The following is an 18,146-nucleotide window of genomic DNA, read 5'->3' as shown; positions in this document are numbered from 1 at the left end:
TGATGTTGCCTGACACAAAAGGCCGCGCATTATAACCAGCGTTCCGGCATTCGGGGACATCGCGGGTTGCAGGTGAAATGGCCGGTTTTCTGGCACTAAAGGAAAAATCTGCTAACAATGCACACGGTGCGTATAACGGCAGCTACGCCATAATGCGCGCCGAGATCAAAGGAGCATCCAATGAGCAGCACTGCACAAACTGCTGAAGGCGAAAAAATTCTTATTGTTGACGACGATCCTGGGCTCAGCAGCCTGCTGGAGCGTTTTTTCGTCAGCAAGGGCTACCGCGCCCGCGCCGTACCGAACACTGAGCAAATGGATCGCCTGCTGGCGCGCGAAGTGTTCAACCTGGTCGTACTCGACCTGATGCTGCCCGGTGAAGACGGTTTGACCGCCTGCCGCCGTCTGCGCGGCGCGAACAACCAGATTCCGATCATCATGCTGACCGCCAAGGGCGACGAGCTGAGCCGCATCAAGGGCCTGGAGCTGGGTGCCGACGATTACCTGGCCAAGCCGTTCAACCCCGATGAGCTGATGGCACGCGTCAAAGCGGTCCTGCGTCGCCAGTCGGCTCCGGTGCCGGGCGCGCCAGGCAGCGAAGACGAAAGCGTGACTTTCGGTGACTATGAATTGTCCCTGGCCACCCGCGAGCTCAAGCGCGGCGAAGAAGTGCACATGCTCACCACCGGTGAGTTCGCTGTACTCAAGGCCCTGGTGATGAACGCGCGTCAACCGCTGACCCGCGACAAATTGATGAACCTGGCCCGTGGCCGCGAGTGGGATGCCCTGGAGCGTTCCATCGATGTGCAGATTTCCCGTCTGCGCCGGATGATCGAGCCCGATCCGTCCAAACCGCGTTACATCCAGACTGTCTGGGGCGTGGGTTACGTGTTTGTACCGGATGGTACCGCCACCAAGTGATTGGCGATTTGTAGGAGCGGGTCACGCGGACATCGGATCAATCGATCCTGTCCGCAGACTCGCGATCCGCAATATGCGAGCATCGCTCGCTCCTGCAAGTGTTTAACGGTTATCCATGAAAACCCCCGTTTGGTTTCCCCAGAGCTTCTTCTCCCGCACCCTTTGGCTGGTGCTCATCGTCGTACTCTTCTCCAAGGCGCTGACCCTGGTTTATCTGCTGATGAACGAAGACGTGCTGGTGGACCGCCAGTACAGCCACGGTGTCGCCCTGACGCTGCGCGCCTATTGGGCTGCCGATGAAGAAAACCGCGGCAAGATCGCCGAGGCCGCGACCTTGATCCGGGTGGTGGGTGCCGGCGTGCCGGAAGGCGAACAGCACTGGCCTTACAGCGAGATCTACCAGCGGCAGATGCAGGCGGAGCTGGGTGCCGACACTGAGGTCCGGCTGCGCATGCATTCGCCACCGGCGCTGTGGGTCCGGGCGCCAAGCCTGGGTGATGGCTGGCTGAAAGTACCGCTTTATCCCCATCCGTTGCGCGGCCAGAAAATCTGGAACGTGCTGGGCTGGTTCCTCGCTATTGGCCTGCTGTCCACCGCTTCGGCCTGGATCTTCGTCAGCCAGCTCAATCAACCTTTGAAGCGTCTGGTGTATGCCGCGCGGCAACTTGGCCAGGGCCGCAGTGTGCGCCTGCCAATCAGCGATACGCCGAGCGAGATGACCGAGGTTTACCGCGCCTTCAACCAGATGGCTGAAGACGTCGAACAGGCCGGTCGCGAGCGTGAACTGATGCTGGCCGGGGTTTCCCATGATTTGCGCACGCCGTTGACGCGATTGCGTCTGTCCCTGGAGCTGATGGGCGATCACACGGACCTGACCGACGACATGGTGCGTGACATCGAAGACATGGATGCGATTCTCGATCAGTTCCTGGCGTTCATTCGTGACGGGCGCGACGAGTCGGTGGAAGAGGTCGACCTGAGCGACCTGGTCCGTGAAGTTGCCGCGCCGTATAACCAGAGCGAAGAAAAAGTGCGGCTGCGCCTGGAGCCTATCCAGCCGTTTCCGCTGCGTCGGGTATCGATGAAGCGACTGTTGAACAACCTGATCGGCAACGCGCTGCATCATGCCGGCAGCGGTGTGGAGGTGGCGGCGTATGTATCCGGGGATACCAGCGCACCGTATGTAGTGCTGAGTGTCATGGACCGTGGTGCCGGGATCGATCCTTCGGAGCTGGAGGCGATTTTCAACCCGTTCACCCGCGGTGACCGTGCCCGGGGTGGCAAGGGCACCGGGTTGGGGTTGGCGATCGTGAAGCGGATTGCCTCGATGCATGGCGGCAACGTTGAGCTGCGTAACCGCTCGGGCGGTGGGCTGGAAGCGCGGGTGCGGTTGCCGTTGGGGTTGCTGCTGCCGCGGGATGCCGTTTAAGGCCTGATTTTTCAGTGGAGCTGACGGCCCCTTCGCGGGCAAGCCCGCTCCCACAGTGATTTTGGCTAAAACCCTGTGGGAGCGAGCTTGCTCGCGATGGCGGCATCCCTGCCGCCACAAGGCTTGAGGTTTAACCCTTCCCTTTGGTCCGAGTCATATTCGGCCCACCATTCTTCTCCAGATGCTCAATGATGATCCCCGCCACATTCTTCCCGGTGGTGGTCTCAATTCCCTCCAGACCCGGCGACGAGTTAACTTCCATCACCAACGGCCCGTGGTTGGAGCGCAGGATGTCGACGCCTGCCACCGCCAGCCCCATGACCTTCGCCGCACGTAACGCCGTCATGCGCTCTTCCGGGGTGATCTTGATCAGGCTCGCGCTGCCACCGCGATGCAGGTTGGAGCGAAATTCGCCGGGCTTGGCCTGGCGCTTCATCGCTGCAATCACCTTGTCGCCGACGACGAAGCAGCGAATGTCCGCACCACCGGCTTCCTTGATGTACTCCTGAACCATGATGTTCTGCTTGAGGCCCATGAACGCCTCGATCACCGATTCCGCGGCCGTGGCGGTTTCGCACAGCACTACGCCGATGCCCTGGGTGCCTTCCAGCACCTTGATCACCAACGGCGCACCGTTGACCATTTCGATCAGGTCGGGAATGTCATCGGGGGAGTGGGCAAACCCGGTCACCGGCAAGCCGATCCCGCGACGGGACAACAATTGCAGCGAACGCAGCTTGTCCCGCGAACGGGCAATGGCCACCGATTCGTTGAGCGGAAATACCCCCATCATTTCGAACTGGCGCAGCACTGCGCAGCCATAAAAGGTCACGGATGCACCGATCCGTGGAATCACCGCATCGAAACCCTCCAGCGGTTTGCCGCGGTAGTGGATCTGTGGCTTGTGGCTGGCGATGTTCATGTAGGCGCGCAAAGTGTCGACCACCACCATTTCATGGCCACGCTCGGTACCGGCTTCGACCAGACGACGGGTGGAATACAGACGCGGATTCCGCGACAGCACAGCGATCTTCATGCAACACCTGTGGAGGAGGTAGATACCGGGAACACCGGCTTGTCTTGTACGTACTTGATGCCCGGATTGACCACCAACTGGCCGTGAATCAGGGCTTTGGAGCCGAGCAGCAGGCGATAACGCATGGACTTGCGGCAGGCGAGCGTGAACTCGACCCGCCAGACCCGATCACCAAGGGCCAGGGTAGTGCTGATCACGTATCGCACCTGCGCGTGACCGTTTGAGCTTTTAATGGTTTTCATCGTCACCAGCGGTGCTTCGCAGCGTCGGTGGCGCAGTTGTACGACGGAACCCAGGTGGGCGGTAAAACGCACCCACTGCTCACCATCGCGCTCGAACGGCTCGATTTCGGTGGCGTGGAGGCTTGAGGTGCTGGCACCGGTGTCGATTTTTGCCCGAAGGCCGGCGACTCCCAAATCCGGGAGTGCCACCCACTCGCGCAGACCGACAACGGTCAAATGGTCAAATGTCTTCAATAGTGCTCAACCGGTAGAAACCGCTCGGGCCGCACGCGGCCGGATTCGCGGTATTCACGCAGAATAATGATTAAAAGGCGACAGATATCTACGGCCCGGATTTCCAGCCTCGCAAGGAGGTTATGGAATGTCAGCATTGTAATCCGAGACGGTGAAATTCTTGGTACGTCAGAAACGGTAGTACAGTTCACCAATATTTCAGAATGAGGAAATTCCATGGCACAAAAAAACGAAGAGGACGACAAAGTCCGCCTCGATAAATGGTTGTGGGCTGCACGATTCTACAAAACCCGCGCCCTGGCCAAGGCAGCGATTGAAAGCGGCAAGGTGCATTGCCGGGGTGAACGCTGCAAGCCGGGTAAAGAGCCACGAATCGGCGATGAGTTCGTGATTCGCACCGGTTTCGAGGAGCGCACAGTGGTGGTCCAGGCGTTATCGATCGTTCGCCGCGGCGCGCCGCAGGCGCAGACCTTGTATGCCGAGACCCTGACCAGCATCGCCAAGCGCGAAGAGGCCGCGGCGCAAAGAAAGGCCGGAGCCCTGGGCGTGAGCACCGACGGTAAGCCGAGCAAGAAACAGCGGCGGGATTTGTTCAAGTTTCGTGGCAGCAGTAACGACGACTAATACAGATATTTCTCGGGCGACTGCCAGGCCGCTATCGCGGACAAGCCCGTTCCCACAAGGGTTTGTGTCATTTCTGTGGGGGCGTGGATTGCCCACGATCGAGTGCGCGACACTCGCCAGGTTTCGCCGTGCCTTCAGGCCAAGACTTGCAATTGACCCGGTGCGCATCCATATCTGTGCCTGGCCAGCAGTGCATCGCATGGACGATATCGCCGCTCGTCGAAAATCACACACAGATCTCTGATCTGTAGGCCATAACCACATTGCCAGCAGTGCAGGGCGGGAAACGACCCGGAACCCATCAGCGCTTGTTCCACCTGCTTGGATCAGGCCCGGATTGTTCATAAAATGCCTTTCATGGCTGAACGTTGCGCACCCGAGTGGTCGCGCAAGGTAAATTTCTTGTTTCCTGTAACCATTTTCACTACTTCAGATACCCAGACCTATGACCGATCACGCGGATAACGACTTCACACAACGCTTCATCTTCGATGACAGCGACACCCGTGGCGAGCTGGTTTCGTTGGAGCTCAGCTACGCCGAAGTCCTGGCCAAACACGCCTACCCGCAGCCGGTCGCGCAACTGCTCGGCGAACTGATGGCGGCCGCATCGTTGCTGGTCGGCACGATGAAGTTCGATGGCTTGCTGATTCTGCAAGCCCGCTCCGAAGGGCCGATTCCGCTGCTGATGATCGAGTGCTCCAGCGAGCGCGACATCCGTGGCCTGGCCCGTTACGACGCGGATCGCATCGCTCCCGATGCCACCCTGGCCGACCTGATGCCTGAAGGCGTCCTGGCATTGACCATCGACCCGAAACAGGGCCAGCGCTACCAGGGCATCGTCGACCTCGACGGCGCCACCCTGTCCGAATGCTTCACCAACTATTTCGTCATGTCCCAGCAAGTCGGCACGCGTTTCTGGCTGTACGCCGATGGTCGTCGTGCCCGTGGCCTGTTGCTGCAACAACTGCCGGCCGATCGTTTGAAAGACGAAGACGAACGCGCCGCCAGCTGGCAGCACATCACCACCCTGGGCGGTACGCTGACCGCCGATGAGCTGTTGAGCCTGGACAACGAAACCGTGCTGCATCGCCTGTACCACGACGAGCAGGTGCGTCTGTTCGATGTGCAGAAGCTGCGCTTCCGTTGCAGTTGCTCGCGCGAACGTTCGGCCAATGCGCTGGTCAGTCTGGGTATGGAAGACGCGCAGCAATTGGTGGAGGAACACGGTGGCAACATCGAAATCGATTGCCAGTTCTGCAACCAGCGCTACCTGTTTGACGCGGCCGATGTCACTCAATTGTTCGCAGGCGCGGGTATCGAGACGCCGTCAGATACCCGTCACTAAAACGGTTCAGCGCAGGTAAATTCACTGCCTTGCGCCGGATTAACGCCGTTACGACAGGAGGGGCCTACTCTTTTTGGGCTTTTCTGGCATAATCCGGCCCACTTTTTTCGCGGTAGTAGTGCACGACTTTCTACTACAAAAACGTTTGGAGCACTCGGCCACTGGCCGACGGGGAACCTCATGACGCAAGCCAACAATGCCGTGTACACCGATCTGAGTGTTGATGATCTGGTTAAAGAAGCCCTCAATCGCGGTGAAGGCGAGCTTGCCGATACCGGCGCGCTGGTTGTTCGTACCGGTCACCGTACCGGCCGTTCGCCAGTCGACCGTTTCATCGTTGAAGAGCCAAGCACCCAGGCTGCCATTGCCTGGGGCCCGATCAACCGCAAGTTCCCGGCCGACAAGTTCGACGCCCTGTGGGCTCGCGTTGAGGCATTCAACAACGCGCAAGAGCATTTCGTTTCCCACGTGCATGTCGGTGCGGCTTCCGAGCACTACCTGGCCGTGAAGATGACCACCCAGACTGCCTGGCAGAACCTGTTCGGCCGTTGCCTGTTCATCAACCCGGCTCAGTACAACCCGGCGGGTCGTGACGAGTGGCAGGTCCTGAACGTTGCCAACTTCGAGTGCGTGCCAGAGCGTGACGGCACCAACTCCGACGGCTGCGTGATCATCAACTTCGCACAGAAGAAAGTGCTGATCGCCGGCATGCGTTACGCCGGTGAAATGAAGAAAGCCATGTTCTCGGTGCAGAACTTCCTGCTGCCGGCTGCCGACGTACTGCCAATGCACTGCGCCGCCAACATCGGCGAAGAAGGCGACGTGACCCTGTTCTTCGGTCTGTCCGGCACTGGTAAAACCACCCTGTCGGCCGACGAAAGCCGTTACCTGATCGGTGACGACGAGCACGGCTGGGGCGAAGGCGTTGTGTTCAACATCGAAGGCGGTTGCTATGCCAAGTGCATCGACCTGTCCGAGAAGAACGAGCCGGTTATCTGGAAAGCCATCAAGCACGGCGCGGTACTGGAAAACGTCGTTATCGACGACGCCAAGCACGCCGACTACGCCGATGTCAGCCTGACCCAGAACAGCCGCGCCGCCTACCCGCTGGAGCACGTTGCCAAGCGCTCCGAGAAGAACCTCGGTGGCGAGCCGAACGCTGTGATCTTCCTGACCTGCGACCTGACCGGCGTACTGCCGCCAGTGTCGATCCTCAACGAAGAACAAGCGGCTTACCACTTCCTGTCCGGTTACACCGCCCTGGTCGGTTCGACCGAAATGGGTTCGGGCAGCGGCATCAAGTCGACCTTCTCCACCTGCTTCGGCGCGCCGTTCTTCCCGCGTCCAGCCGGCGAATACGCTGAGCTGCTGATCAAGCGCATCCGCGGCTTCGGCTCCAAGGTCTACCTGGTCAACACCGGCTGGACCGGCGGTGGCTACGGCGTCGGCAAACGCTTCAACATCCCGACCACTCGTGCCGTGATCGCAGCGATCCAGAGCGGCGCGCTGATCGGTACCGAGACCGAGCACCTGGACACCATCAACCTCGACGTGCCAGTGGCCGTACCGGGCGTTGAGACTGGCCTGCTGAACCCACGCAACACCTGGGCCGACGTAGCCGCCTACGACGAAGCCGCCAAAGCACTGGCCGGCCTGTTCATCGAGAACTTCAAGAAGTTCGAAGTGAGCGACGCGATCAAGGCTGCTGGTCCAAAGCTGTAAGTGTTGGATTGAAGTAATGAAAAAGCCGCCCCATTGGGCGGCTTTTTTAGGAGCAAGATTTAGACATTGGCTGTTTTAAAGTTGATTTGCTTTGTCTGGAGCCCGTGTTTTTGAAATTTATATCTCATATATGCAGACATCATATGTTCATGTGTCGCGATGAATATCTGTCTGTCGCTAAATTCTTGTCGTAGTAAGTCGATTAAGCCTGCAACATTAAGGTCATCCATTGTCTGAACTGGATCATCAATTAACAAAAGTTTGTTGTGAGAATATCTTTTGTGTAGCGCAAGGGTGAAGGATATTACGAGCGCCGAAAGTTGCCCGGAGCTCATTGAAAAAGCAGCGTCGTATTGCTTTTTAGGGTCATCTAAAAAGCGAATTCCATCTTTATCAGCGTTTATGAACAGCCCCAGCCCTCCCTGTGTGTCTTGCACGATACGAGCTGAGTAAATATGAAAGAGAATTTCAATGTTTTGAATGATGTCGGTCTGATACTCTTTTAAGGATTTTTCGTAGGTCTTTTTTACCGCGTCAAGTTTTTCTTTTAATTTTTTGGCCTTGGTTATTGTGTGAGTGCTATTATCTACTTCTATTTTTTTTGTTTGATAAGAGGTGCTCTGATAAAGTGAGTGCATCCATTCAATATAAGAGGTTTTTTCTGATAGTGCTTCCTCACTCAAGTTATCGAGTTTGCTAGTATCCTCTTTAAGTATGCTTATGAAGGCGTTGTGATGTGTGCTTGTTATGTTGAGTTGATCAGCTGGTATGAGTAAAGCTTTGAGTTTTTCTATAATCTCTGATGCCCTGTCCGCATAGTCTTTAGTTGAGGAGTTATTCAGATAGGCTTCTCCATCTGGGATAAATTTAAGTATTGAAGTAAAGTTGTTTCGTAGGTCAGTTTCGGTGAAATTAGATTTGCTGAGTTCAGTAAGGAGGGTCGAATTTGGTTTGTGATTAGTGATGTAGTCACTAATGATGGATGTGACTATCGGTATCTGTTCTGTAGAAAATACTACAAGCTCAGCAGTAAGTTTGTCGTTTGTTTGAATCAGAATGGCTTCTATTCCCTTCGACTGCACTTCGATTTGTTGGTGTAGCTCATCGCTTGTCCCCCAGGTGTGACCGCATAATGGGCATTCATCTGAGGGGGTAGTTGCATTTTCGTAGGAGTTGAAGTGGCCAATTAATGTTTCGCGAGTCTCTTTTAATTTATTAAGGATATTGCTTAGATTGTCAGTTGTTGAAATTAAAGTTTTAATTGATTCGAGACTGTCTTGATATTGGATCGTGTCAATTGCGTCTTCTAGCACTTCCTTGAGCGAGTTCTCTAAATTAAGGTGGCCTGCATCGATAGCTGATATCAGTCCAACTTCAATAGAATCTGCTACTTTTTCTAATGCTTCAGTTTTTTGACTTTGAAGTTTAAGGTTTTCATGATGCTCAAGAAAATTAAAGGTTAATAAGGTTTTTTGAATTAATGCTTTATTTTCGATGATATTGTTTAGTTCTTTGTTTTTTAAGAATTCCAGAAATTGTGTCTTGTTTGTAATTAGCTCTTTGAGTGTAGGTATGTCGCCTGAGTTAGCTAGCCACTTTGTATACTCTCCATTTTTAAATTCAAGATTCTCTAGGTCCCACTCTGGAGAGATATCAAATAATTTTTTGTAGGGGACTTCAGGTAGGACTGAGTCTTTCAGGAGATCTAACTCGGCCTGTAATAATTTATGTGACGCTTGCGCAGCTTTGTCGCAAAGTGTTCCGACTCGTTTCGAGGTTTCAGTCAACATCTCTATCTGATTGTCGAATGAACTTGTGTTGAAAAGATGACTAATAGCGGTTTTTCGCTCTTTACCTTTTTTACGCAAAATATACGTACTATCTCCTTGTTCTACATAGTTTAAGAATTCAAAGTTACTCAAATAGTTTCGGCCGAGAAGATTTTCGAGAAAAGAACCTTCGTCCTCAATTAGCGTGTGGGCTTCGCTTTGGAATGTGTCGGCTCTATATAGTTTTGGTTTAAAGTCAGATAGACTTTCTAGCGGTAATTTAGTGTCGGTGTATTTCCTGAGTATGCATATTGTTTCATTATTTACTAAAAGCTCTGCTTTGATTATAAGCTCATTATGTTTTGAGCCGATATTTAAATATGGGTTCTCTTTGTAGCTTTCACGATTGTCGATTGCGGTTTCGCTAAGACTTTTGTAACGCCTTATTTGACCGGTTAGTAGTAACTCGATGGCATCGTAGAACGAAGTTTTTCCGAAGCCATTAGGCCCATCGAAAACGACTAAGTTTGGATTTCCAAAGTCGACTTCGATTTTGTCGAATATTTTAAAATTTTGAATGAAGACCTTGATAATGCTAACTTGCATGTTTAATCCTCAATTGCAACTGAAAGGCGCTCAAGTAAGTCCAGTGCTTTTGTGTTTTTTATTTCGGTAATTGATTTGTTGGACATGATCTTAAAAAAGTCATCATTGAATGCTGAGCTCTTAGACTCAGATAGTGCGTGCAGATTTTTTGAGTGAAGGTCCTCTAAACTATCTGCGAAACCTAAGTTTAATTTTACGAATGGCACCTTAATCGCTAGTCGATATAGAAGAGATTGCCAAGTTTCGTTGTTTAAATTTTCTTTATAAGCTGCAAATGTTTTTTTGGATGAGATTTGAATCCCTAAAAAATTCATATCTATAGACGTACTTGTGCTTAATAAGGAACTCAGTTCAGTTGGCGTGAAGTAAAGTACGTATTTTTTAAAAAAATATGGGTTTTCTTCGATTTCTAGAGTTTTTTGTTTTAACGATGAATTTAGTAGATTTTTTGTCTCGTGCAAAATTAGCAGTGATAGATTTTTTTCGAGAGCAGAATCCGATACAACTTCTTTGCAGTCCTCGAAATATTTGGCTTGATGTTCCAGGATTGCATCTATATTTTTCGCTGTAACGACTAGCCAGAAGGATTTTTTTTCGTCTTCCGACAATGTATAAATGGTGCCGTTTCTACATTCGGTCGATCTAAAATTACTGGAAATGAATATGGAGTTTATGATGTTAATCATTGATTTCGCTCACGGCGTTTTTTATAGTTGTCAGAGATATTTTCTTCCATTTTGTTATTATATTTTCCTTGCTTTCGTCGTAGTCCTCTGAGTCGATAATTTCTGGGGCTTCAGCGCAAATTGAGTCTGTTTCTATATCTGAAGTTATTAATGATCCGCCTTCGAACATTAGTTCCAAGTCAGTATCTAACGCGTTCTTAATTATTCTTTCGCAAATTACTTCTTTGCTGCTGGCGCCATGATGAATGGTTGTAGGGGTAAAAATTTTAGAGTTTGCTTCCCATCTTATAAACTTTTCGTTATCGAAGTCAGGAGTTCTCAAAAGACGGAGCATTTTAAGAAAAGAATCGCGAACTCCATCTTGAGTTAATGTGTTGTCTTTATAGTCAGTTAAAGAATCTATTTTGAACTCTCTATCTGGTAGTAATTGTCTCAAAAAACGTATAGTGCAAGCTTCATCTAGTGATGTAATTTTCAGTAGACAGTGTGATATTTTTTCTAGCTCCTCTGCTGTGCAATTTTCATTTTCATAACAAAATTGCTCGTGATAACGGTATAGATCTTGCTTTAATAGGAATAAATAATATTCTTTGGTTTTGCCAACTGTATTTAAATCGCTAGATAGAATGTTGAGGAACTCTGAGAGCTCTATTGTCTGCTCTTTTGCTCCTTTTTTTGCTGTGGTTGTACTGGCGTGAACAGCTGCATGTATTAATAGTGTCTTTTTTAGAACAAGTTGGTCGATGAAAACTCTAGTTGTTTTCAGGTACTCCTCTGTGGTTTTAAAATGCTCGAATGATAGATGGGTTTCATAGAAGCTTTTTATTTGTTCTTCAATTAGTTCGTCAATTTTTTTTAAGGGGGCGCAGCTTTCGGTGTCGTACAAATATATTTTTATTGGGGGGTGAGAGTCCTCGATTTCTTTGTTGGTTTTATTATTTATTTTCTGTGCAAGATGGAAATATGCGGTTGCTTTACCATGTTTTTTTTGTTTTTCTATTAGTTGGTCGAACGCGTCGGTATACGTACCATATGATTTTGACTTCAGAGCTTTTACCTGGTGAAGAGAGATTGCTTTACCGTTTTTATCTACTATTGAAAAATCTTCGAAATAATCTAGCTGAAGAGATGCTCCATCTTGATTGATGTTTTTATTTAAGATGTGTAAGCAGTGGTAGGTAGCGATCTTTCCCTGGTAAACAAAGCCACTCCAAGTTGTTATTGCAGTGTGTTCGTCGTTTAAATTTACTGTAGTCATGCCTATGTCCCTTTTGTTACGTACGCAAGTTTTTATTTGAAATCCACGCTATCGATACTGACTTGGAATGGCTTTTTCCGCTTTGATTGTTGTAAGGTTCTGTTTAATAAATATTCTAAGTTCCCCATTCGTCGATTGACAATTTCGACTGAAAATAATCTGGGGTTGTTGAATATCTGAAGTCTATGAAAGTGTTTAACATTGTTTGGTGTGTCGGAACTTGCTTTAGATCTTTCATCGGGGCTGGTTACTCGTCCTTCATCAGCGAAACAATTACTTACGTACCGTGCTTTCACAAAGCAAGAGAGTAGACCGTAATGGCGTCACTATGCCACCACGTCGCGCAGATACACCACCCTAAGAATTTGGTATGAGATGGTGCGTCAATTTTTGGACGTCTGAGTGAGTTAGGTCGTTTGGATCGAGAGAGCTGGTGCCTAGAGTGCTTCCATCAACTGCCGGGCATCAGCGGGGTCGCAGCCCGTATCAAAATTGATCGAGGTGACGTGGCTAATGGTTTTGCGTTCTGGCACACAGATCTCTTCATGTATCAGCTGCATGAGCAGGTGCGTGGCTTGGTCGTCTGGGAAATTGGGGCGAGGCTCATCGTGGGGTTGTCTGACTGGGCTTGGATGGATCTTATTGTTCACTAGGCTTGGGGAGAAAGGCGGGAACAGATTTTGGCAGTTTGACGTGTCGGTACTTGGCGAGCGCCGCTTCTCGTGTAGGACGTGGTTTGTCGAGGTCTGCCGGTTAGGTTTCGAATCCTGCGAGATGTAGGCTGGCCATGTAATTTGAGCGGCGGAACTTTTCGCATTGAGCTTGTGTATGATTGAATGTTAATTCAGTCAACACTATTGTCTCGAGCTACGAATGCTTGACTGGCCCATGCAGGGCGTGGGAGCGATCTTTATAGCTTTCAGCAGAATTTTGGCCGGCCTTGTCGGTTCGCGACGGCTTTACTCCCAGTTGCGCAGAGTTGTCGAGTTGGACGTGGATTAGCGCTGCGAACTTGGCCTTAGTCAAACCGGTTACCTTACGAATTTCTTTGATTTGCAACGCATCAGCATGGAAATCGCGGGAAGGCCGATGCTCACCCCGTACGATCTCGTCCATCTGTTGCACGCTTTCCATCAGTTCATCAAAAAACTTGCTCATGGTTATCTTCAGTGTTCGATGACGGCATTAACTGATGTTTGATCGTTCTCACGTAGAACGTGAGAACGAACTCTTCACTCGACGTTAGACTGGGGCTTTCCAGTTCAGCATGCGTTGCTGGGCGACTTTGAGCAGGTCGCAGCCGTCCTGGGTCAGCAGGTAGAGCGCGTGGGTGATGTGCGGGATGTCTTTGAGGTCGCCGTGTTTGAAGCATTGGCAGTGCAGGGTTTGCAGCAATTCGCTGGAGGCCCGGATGCGCTGGAGGGCGGCGTCGAGGATGTCTTGGGGGTTGGCTTCTGTGTCGATGATCAGGGGCTGGGAATCGGTGAGATTGGTGTGGAGTGGTAGATAGCGTTCGTTGGTGAACGGGTTCCATTTGTTCATTTTATGTATTCTCAAATGTTTTAGATGAAACCACCGCCATCGTGACCAAGCGATGGGAGGCGGACTGTGTTCGGGTTGGTCAACCGGGAGAACACACAAAACCGGCACGCTCGAAGGCGTCCCAAACACAGCCACCATAAAACGTGCAGACACTTGAGTGCCGGCAGCATACAACGGACGCGTTTATGTGTTCCATCGGGTGACCAAGCCCGAGTCGCTGATTTGGCAGCGACACTCCGGACTATAGGAGTGAGTCACTGGGTATCGATAGCCGACAAGGTGTCTTGTTTTGTAGGACCTTGCCGAAGCTTTCATAGGTCGTTGCTGACGGAGTTATCCACAGCGAGATTTCCAGAATGTGCTTGTCCTCAGAAGGACCGCGTTATCGTTCATCGCGAGCAAGCTCGCTCCCACAGGAGATTGTGGTGGGGCTTCAGTCGGTGAATTTCGGCAGGCGCTGCCGGGCGATGTCGAGCAGGTCGTTGCCGTCCTGGGTCAGCAGGTACAGGGCGCCGACGATCTTGGGGATGTCGCTCGCTTCGGCCTGTTTGAAACACGTGCAATAAAGGGTTTCGAGCAGGTCGCTGGCGGCGCGTATGCGTTGTCGGGCGGCGTCGAGGATCTCGTAGGGGTCGGCCTCGGTATCGATGACCAGCACTGGGGTTTCGCTGTAGCGGCTCTTGAGCGGGTGATAGCGGGCTGTCGGCGTGTCGGCTTTCTTCATCGAGTGGGTCCTGTGCGAAATCGGCAAGTGTTCCCGGCAGGCCGAGACACTGTTTTCAGCCGCGCCGGAAACTATAGGAGGACCTGGCGTTGCAGGACAAGATGGCTGAAATGGACAGGCGTTGTAGGGTATTTATCGTGTTCCGAGGAAAAGGCTTACACATTTTCGGAGGTTTGTGCGCCGTAGCCGCTGCCGGTAAAAATGCCTACGGGGTTGTCAGTCGCTGTTTAGCAAGTATCGGCAGAGAGGGCTTTGGAAGCTGTCGGGTATTTCGAGTTTTGCGGTGGGTGTGCTGGCCTCTTCGCGAGCCTGCTCGCGAAAGCGATCTCAAGCCCTTCCAGCCATCCGCTGTATCATCCGGTATCGTTTTTGCCCCCGACCTTTTCTCGACTCGCTGCGATCGCCGGCTAGGCTTTTGACTCCGCAGCAGTCAACGGAGTGACAGCTTATGCACAACACCCTGGAGCAGGTTTTCGGTTATCCACAATTTCGACCCGGTCAGGAGGCGGCCGTCAGTGCCGTGCTGGCCGGGCGCTCGGCGGCAGCGATTTTCCCCACCGGTTCTGGCAAATCCCTTTGCTACCAATTACCGGCGTTGTTGCTGCCGCACCTGACGCTGGTGGTCTCCCCCTTGCTGGCGTTGATGCAGGATCAACTGGCGTTCCTGCAACGCCACGGCATCTCGGCGGGCAGTATCGATTCGGCCCAGAGCCGCGATGACGCCAGCGACGTCATGGCCCGGGCAAAATCCGGCGAACTGAAGATTTTGATGATCTCCGTGGAGCGCCTGAAGAACGAGCGCTTCCGGCATTTTTTGCAGCAAGTACCGATCTCGCTGCTGGTGGTGGACGAGGCGCACTGCATTTCCGAATGGGGGCATAACTTTCGCCCGGACTACCTCAAGCTTCCCGACTATCAACGCCAGTTCAACATCCCGCAGGTGTTGCTGTTGACCGCAACGGCGACGCCCAAGGTCATCGCTGACATGCAGGCGAAATTCGCCATCGCCGCCGACGATGTGGTGACCACCGGTTTCTATCGCCCGAACCTCAATTTGCTGGTGGAGCCGGTTCGCGGAGCGGACAAGCGCCGACGTCTTGTCGAATGGATGAGCCAGCGTCCGGACCAGCCGAGCATCGTCTATGTCACTTTGCAGAAAACCGCCGAGCACATCGCCGAACACCTGAACCGCAACGGCATTCAGGCCGAGGCTTATCACGCCGGGTTGCCCCATGAGCAACGGGAAGCGATCCAGCGTCGCTTCATGGGCGGGCAGTCCAATTGCATCGTCGCCACCATCGCTTTCGGCATGGGCATCGACAAAAGCGACATCCGCAACGTGGTGCATTTCGACCTGCCCAAATCCATCGAAAACTACAGCCAAGAAATCGGCCGCGCCGGGCGTGACGGGCAGCCGTCGGACTGCCTGGTATTGGCCAACCGCGACAGCCTCAACGTGCTGGAGAACTTCGTCTACGGCGACACACCCGAGCTGGATGGCATCCGTTGCGTGCTTGACGAGATGCATGCCGCCGCCACCGAAGGGCAGTGGGAGTTTCTGCTGGGGCCGTTGGCAGACCAGAGCAATATTCGCCAGTTGCCGCTCAAGACCTTACTGGTGCAACTCGAATTGCGCGGGTTGATCGCCCCGCGCTACGCGTACTACGCCGAGTACCGTTTCAAGTATGTGCAGGAGCCCGAGGTGCTATTGGCGCGTTTCGAAGGCGAGCGCAGGGATTTTGTCGCTGCGATCATCCAGACCTCCAGCCGCGCCCGGACCTGGGCCACGGTGAATTTCGAGGCGCTGTACGAGCAGCATCAGGCCGAGCGCAGTCGGGTAGTCAAGGCGCTGGATTACTTCCAGGAGAAAGGTTGGGTGGAGCTCGAAAGCAAGCAGATGACCGAGGTCTACAGCGTACTGCAAAGCGGGTTCGACAGCGTCGCGTTGAGCGAGGAACTGCACGGCTATTTCACTCGGCATGAGTGCACCGAGATCGCGCGGATTCACGCGATGCTGGATCTGTTCGCCACCGACCGTTGCCTGGGTTATCGCCTGGCCGAGTATTTCGGTGACCACAATGCCCCGCAGCAATGTGGACATTGTTCGGTGTGTCATGGGCAGGTGGCGCGGCTACCGGCACCACCGGCGTTGCCGGCGCTTGTGGATAAGAATTTCGAGGCGCTGTGTGGCGGTTTTATCCACAGGCACGAGCAGCACACGGGCAACGTGCCCTCGGCTGAACGCGTAACACGGTTTCTGTGCGGGATCAGCGTGCCGTTGTTCACCAAGCTCAAGGCGCGGTCGATTCCCGGGTTTGCGGCGCTGGAAGATTATCCGTATGCCGGGGTGCGCAGTTGGGCAGAGCAACATCTTGCCGGCTGAACCAAAAACCTGTGGGAGCGAGCTTGCTCGCGATGAGGCTGGCACATTCACCATTGATGGCGACTGACACACCGCCATCGCGAGCAAGCTCGCTCCCATAGGGAACTCAGTACCTGGCAGGGCTACATCCATCCGCTGAATGTTGCTCATCACAGGAATAAATTTCAAAAAAAGCCGGTGGCTGACTATGGTGGTGGCTGTCTTCGGATCGCCAACAAGAGAACAAAACATGAGCCAGACACCGTCGAATATTCAGCGCGCCGCCGTCATCGGCGCGGGCACCATGGGCCGTGGCATTGTCATGTGCCTGGCCAACGCCGGAGTGACCGTGCAGTGGGTCGACAACAATCCGCAAATGCTGGAGCAAGCGCTGGCCACCGTGGCGGACACCTATGCCCACAGCGTGCGTCAGGGCCGCATTGATCAGGGCGAAGCCGATGCCCGTATCGCGCGCGTTACGGCGGCGGATGGTTATGTGGCCATCCGCGATGTCGACCTGGTCATCGAAGCGGTGTACGAAAACCTTGAGCTCAAGCAGAAAATTTTCCGCGAGCTCGATGGCCTGCTCAAACCTGAGGCGATTCTGGCCAGCAATACTTCGGCGCTGGACATCGATGCCATCGCCGCGGTCACACGCCGGCCGCAGCAAGTGCTGGGCCTGCACTTCTTCAGCCCGGCGCATATCATGAAACTGCTGGAAATCGTCCGTGGCGCGCAGACTGCACCAGCGGTGCTCGACGCGGCACTGGCGCTCGGCCAACGCATGGGCAAGGTCAGTGTGGTGTCGGGCAATTGCGACGGTTTCATCGGCAACCGCATGCTCAATACCTATGTGCTCGAAGCGCGAAAAATGCTGCTCGAAGGCGCTTATCCCTACCAGGTGGACGCAGCGCTGCAAGCCTTCGGTTTTGCCATGGGGCCGTTCCGCATGTTCGACGTGGTGGGCGTCGACCTGCAATGGCGCTCGCGCCAGTTATCCGGCATCGGGCAGGATGCTCCGGAGGTCCAGGTGGATAACCGTTTGTGTGAGCAGGGACGTTTCGGCCAGAAGAGTGGCAACGGCTTTTACCACTATGAACCGGGCAGTCGTCAGGCCGAACACGATCCGCAGGTCGACGCACTGGTGCTTCAAGTCAGTGAGGAGCTGGGGTTCCAGCGCCGCGAGATTGGCCCGGAGGAGATTCTCGAGCGCTGCTTGCTGGCACTGGTCAACGAAGGCGCGAAGATCCTTCAGGAAGGCATCGCCGGGTCGGCTCACGATATCGATCTGGTCTACCTCAACGGATACGGTTTCCCGGCGGACAAGGGCGGGCCGATGGCCTGGGCGGATCAGCAAGGGTTGGCGGACATTCACCGGCGCTTGATCGACCTTGAGACGCGTCAGGGTGATCACTGGAATCCGGCGCGGGTGATTGGGGAGCTGGCGGCGGCTGGTAAAGGCTTCGCTGACAAGTGATTGATGCGGCGCCTGCAAGGGCGCCTTCGCGAGCAAGCCCGCTCCCACATTGGATATCGGTTGTACACAAAATCTGTGTTCACCGAAGATCGAATGTGGGAGCGGGCTTGCTCGCGAAGAACGATAACGCGGTTTTCGCCTTAGACTGGCGAACCCACTCCAGGAA

The 18,146-nt window shown here is 53.4% G+C and carries 14 protein-coding genes and 1 pseudogene; 7 read left to right on the top strand and 8 right to left on the bottom strand.

Going from position 1 to position 18,146, the window contains the following annotated elements:
* Window positions 1–180 precede the first annotated feature (180 nt).
* Window positions 181–921 carry a two-component system response regulator OmpR gene (gene ompR / locus J4D25_RS13590; protein ID WP_007983158.1) on the top strand — a complete coding sequence of 247 codons (741 nt, stop codon included), beginning with the start codon at window positions 181–183 and terminating at the stop codon, window positions 919–921.
* 115 nt (window positions 922–1,036) lie between these two features.
* Window positions 1,037–2,350: an ATP-binding protein gene (locus tag J4D25_RS13585; protein ID WP_057712466.1), complete on the top strand. Its 1,314-nt coding sequence runs from the start codon at window positions 1,037–1,039 to the stop codon at window positions 2,348–2,350.
* A 130-nt stretch (window positions 2,351–2,480) separates the two neighbouring features.
* Here the strand turns inward: J4D25_RS13585 and rimK are convergent, their stop codons facing one another.
* Together rimK and J4D25_RS13575 are read right to left on the bottom strand one after the other, a co-directional pair.
* The gene (gene rimK / locus J4D25_RS13580; protein WP_007972871.1) at window positions 2,481–3,386 is read right to left on the bottom strand and encodes a 30S ribosomal protein S6--L-glutamate ligase; all 906 of its coding nucleotides are present in this window, start codon (window positions 3,384–3,386) and stop codon (window positions 2,481–2,483) included.
* On the bottom strand, window positions 3,383–3,844 hold the full coding sequence (locus J4D25_RS13575) for an ATP-dependent zinc protease (RefSeq protein ID WP_080925313.1): 462 nt from the start codon (window positions 3,842–3,844) through the stop codon (window positions 3,383–3,385). The genes rimK and J4D25_RS13575 overlap by 4 nt, the downstream gene beginning before the upstream one ends.
* 234 nt (window positions 3,845–4,078) lie before the next feature.
* Here J4D25_RS13575 and J4D25_RS13570 point away from each other — a divergent pair, with 234 nt between their 5' ends.
* From J4D25_RS13570 to J4D25_RS13560, 3 genes are all read left to right on the top strand, one after another.
* The gene (locus tag J4D25_RS13570; RefSeq protein WP_057712465.1) at window positions 4,079–4,486 is read left to right on the top strand and encodes an RNA-binding S4 domain-containing protein; all 408 of its coding nucleotides are present in this window, start codon (window positions 4,079–4,081) and stop codon (window positions 4,484–4,486) included.
* Window positions 4,487–4,931: 445 nt separating this feature from the next.
* Window positions 4,932–5,834: an Hsp33 family molecular chaperone HslO gene (hslO, locus tag J4D25_RS13565; RefSeq protein WP_057712464.1), complete on the top strand. Its 903-nt coding sequence runs from the start codon at window positions 4,932–4,934 to the stop codon at window positions 5,832–5,834.
* Between the two features lie 180 nt (window positions 5,835–6,014).
* Window positions 6,015–7,556, top strand: a complete 1,542-nt coding sequence (locus tag J4D25_RS13560) for a phosphoenolpyruvate carboxykinase (protein WP_057712463.1) — start codon at window positions 6,015–6,017, stop codon at window positions 7,554–7,556.
* A gap of 59 nt (window positions 7,557–7,615) precedes the next feature.
* On the opposite strand, the gene J4D25_RS13555 is transcribed toward J4D25_RS13560, so the two are convergent.
* The 6 genes and pseudogenes from J4D25_RS13555 to J4D25_RS13530 all read right to left on the bottom strand — a co-directional run bounded on the left by J4D25_RS13555 (window position 7,616) and on the right by J4D25_RS13530 (window position 14,141).
* Window positions 7,616–9,931, bottom strand: a complete 2,316-nt coding sequence (locus J4D25_RS13555) for an AAA family ATPase (RefSeq protein WP_057712462.1) — start codon at window positions 9,929–9,931, stop codon at window positions 7,616–7,618.
* Between the two features lie 2 nt (window positions 9,932–9,933).
* Window positions 9,934–10,617 carry an ABC-three component system middle component 1 gene (locus J4D25_RS13550; RefSeq protein WP_057712461.1) on the bottom strand — a complete coding sequence of 228 codons (684 nt, stop codon included), beginning with the start codon at window positions 10,615–10,617 and terminating at the stop codon, window positions 9,934–9,936.
* On the bottom strand, window positions 10,610–11,875 hold the full coding sequence (locus J4D25_RS13545; protein WP_057712460.1) for an ABC-three component system protein: 1,266 nt from the start codon (window positions 11,873–11,875) through the stop codon (window positions 10,610–10,612). The genes J4D25_RS13550 and J4D25_RS13545 overlap by 8 nt, the downstream gene beginning before the upstream one ends.
* A gap of 854 nt (window positions 11,876–12,729) precedes the next feature.
* Window positions 12,730–13,033, bottom strand: a pseudogene (locus tag J4D25_RS27325) (helix-turn-helix domain-containing protein).
* A gap of 84 nt (window positions 13,034–13,117) precedes the next feature.
* Window positions 13,118–13,417: a hypothetical protein gene (locus tag J4D25_RS13535; protein ID WP_057712458.1), complete on the bottom strand. Its 300-nt coding sequence runs from the start codon at window positions 13,415–13,417 to the stop codon at window positions 13,118–13,120.
* A gap of 433 nt (window positions 13,418–13,850) precedes the next feature.
* Window positions 13,851–14,141 (bottom strand): hypothetical protein, encoded by a 291-nt coding sequence (locus J4D25_RS13530; RefSeq protein WP_057712457.1) that lies wholly within the window; start codon window positions 14,139–14,141, stop codon window positions 13,851–13,853.
* 448 nt (window positions 14,142–14,589) lie between these two features.
* Here J4D25_RS13530 and J4D25_RS13525 point away from each other — a divergent pair, with 448 nt between their 5' ends.
* Window positions 14,590–16,524 carry an ATP-dependent DNA helicase RecQ gene (locus J4D25_RS13525; protein ID WP_057712456.1) on the top strand — a complete coding sequence of 645 codons (1,935 nt, stop codon included), beginning with the start codon at window positions 14,590–14,592 and terminating at the stop codon, window positions 16,522–16,524.
* 229 nt (window positions 16,525–16,753) lie between these two features.
* Entirely contained in the window at window positions 16,754–17,980 is a 1,227-nt protein-coding gene (locus J4D25_RS13520) for a 3-hydroxyacyl-CoA dehydrogenase (RefSeq protein ID WP_057712455.1), read from the top strand.
* Window positions 17,981–18,146 lie beyond the last annotated feature (166 nt).

Source organism: Pseudomonas sp. GW456-L13 (assembly GCF_017350115.1).
Classification (GTDB): Bacteria; Pseudomonadota; Gammaproteobacteria; order Pseudomonadales; family Pseudomonadaceae; genus Aquipseudomonas; species Aquipseudomonas jessenii.
This window is presented reverse-complemented; position numbering and strand designations above follow the sequence as displayed.

What these genes read in the sequence shown, in the direction of transcription:
- ompR (WP_007983158.1), top strand. Translation starts at nt 181, where the DNA reads ATGAGCAGCACTGCACAAACTGCTGAAGGCGAAAAAATTCTTATTGTT.
- J4D25_RS13585 (WP_057712466.1), top strand. Translation starts at nt 1,037, where the DNA reads ATGAAAACCCCCGTTTGGTTTCCCCAGAGCTTCTTCTCCCGCACCCTT.
- rimK (WP_007972871.1), bottom strand. Translation starts at nt 3,386, where the DNA reads ATGAAGATCGCTGTGCTGTCGCGGAATCCGCGTCTGTATTCCACCCGT.
- J4D25_RS13570 (WP_057712465.1), top strand. Translation starts at nt 4,079, where the DNA reads ATGGCACAAAAAAACGAAGAGGACGACAAAGTCCGCCTCGATAAATGG.
- hslO (WP_057712464.1), top strand. Translation starts at nt 4,932, where the DNA reads ATGACCGATCACGCGGATAACGACTTCACACAACGCTTCATCTTCGAT.
- J4D25_RS13560 (WP_057712463.1), top strand. Translation starts at nt 6,015, where the DNA reads ATGACGCAAGCCAACAATGCCGTGTACACCGATCTGAGTGTTGATGAT.
- J4D25_RS13555 (WP_057712462.1), bottom strand. Translation starts at nt 9,931, where the DNA reads ATGCAAGTTAGCATTATCAAGGTCTTCATTCAAAATTTTAAAATATTC.
- J4D25_RS13550 (WP_057712461.1), bottom strand. Translation starts at nt 10,617, where the DNA reads ATGATTAACATCATAAACTCCATATTCATTTCCAGTAATTTTAGATCG.
- J4D25_RS13545 (WP_057712460.1), bottom strand. Translation starts at nt 11,875, where the DNA reads ATGACTACAGTAAATTTAAACGACGAACACACTGCAATAACAACTTGG.
- J4D25_RS13535 (WP_057712458.1), bottom strand. Translation starts at nt 13,417, where the DNA reads ATGAACAAATGGAACCCGTTCACCAACGAACGCTATCTACCACTCCAC.
- J4D25_RS13530 (WP_057712457.1), bottom strand. Translation starts at nt 14,141, where the DNA reads ATGAAGAAAGCCGACACGCCGACAGCCCGCTATCACCCGCTCAAGAGC.
- J4D25_RS13525 (WP_057712456.1), top strand. Translation starts at nt 14,590, where the DNA reads ATGCACAACACCCTGGAGCAGGTTTTCGGTTATCCACAATTTCGACCC.
- J4D25_RS13520 (WP_057712455.1), top strand. Translation starts at nt 16,754, where the DNA reads ATGAGCCAGACACCGTCGAATATTCAGCGCGCCGCCGTCATCGGCGCG.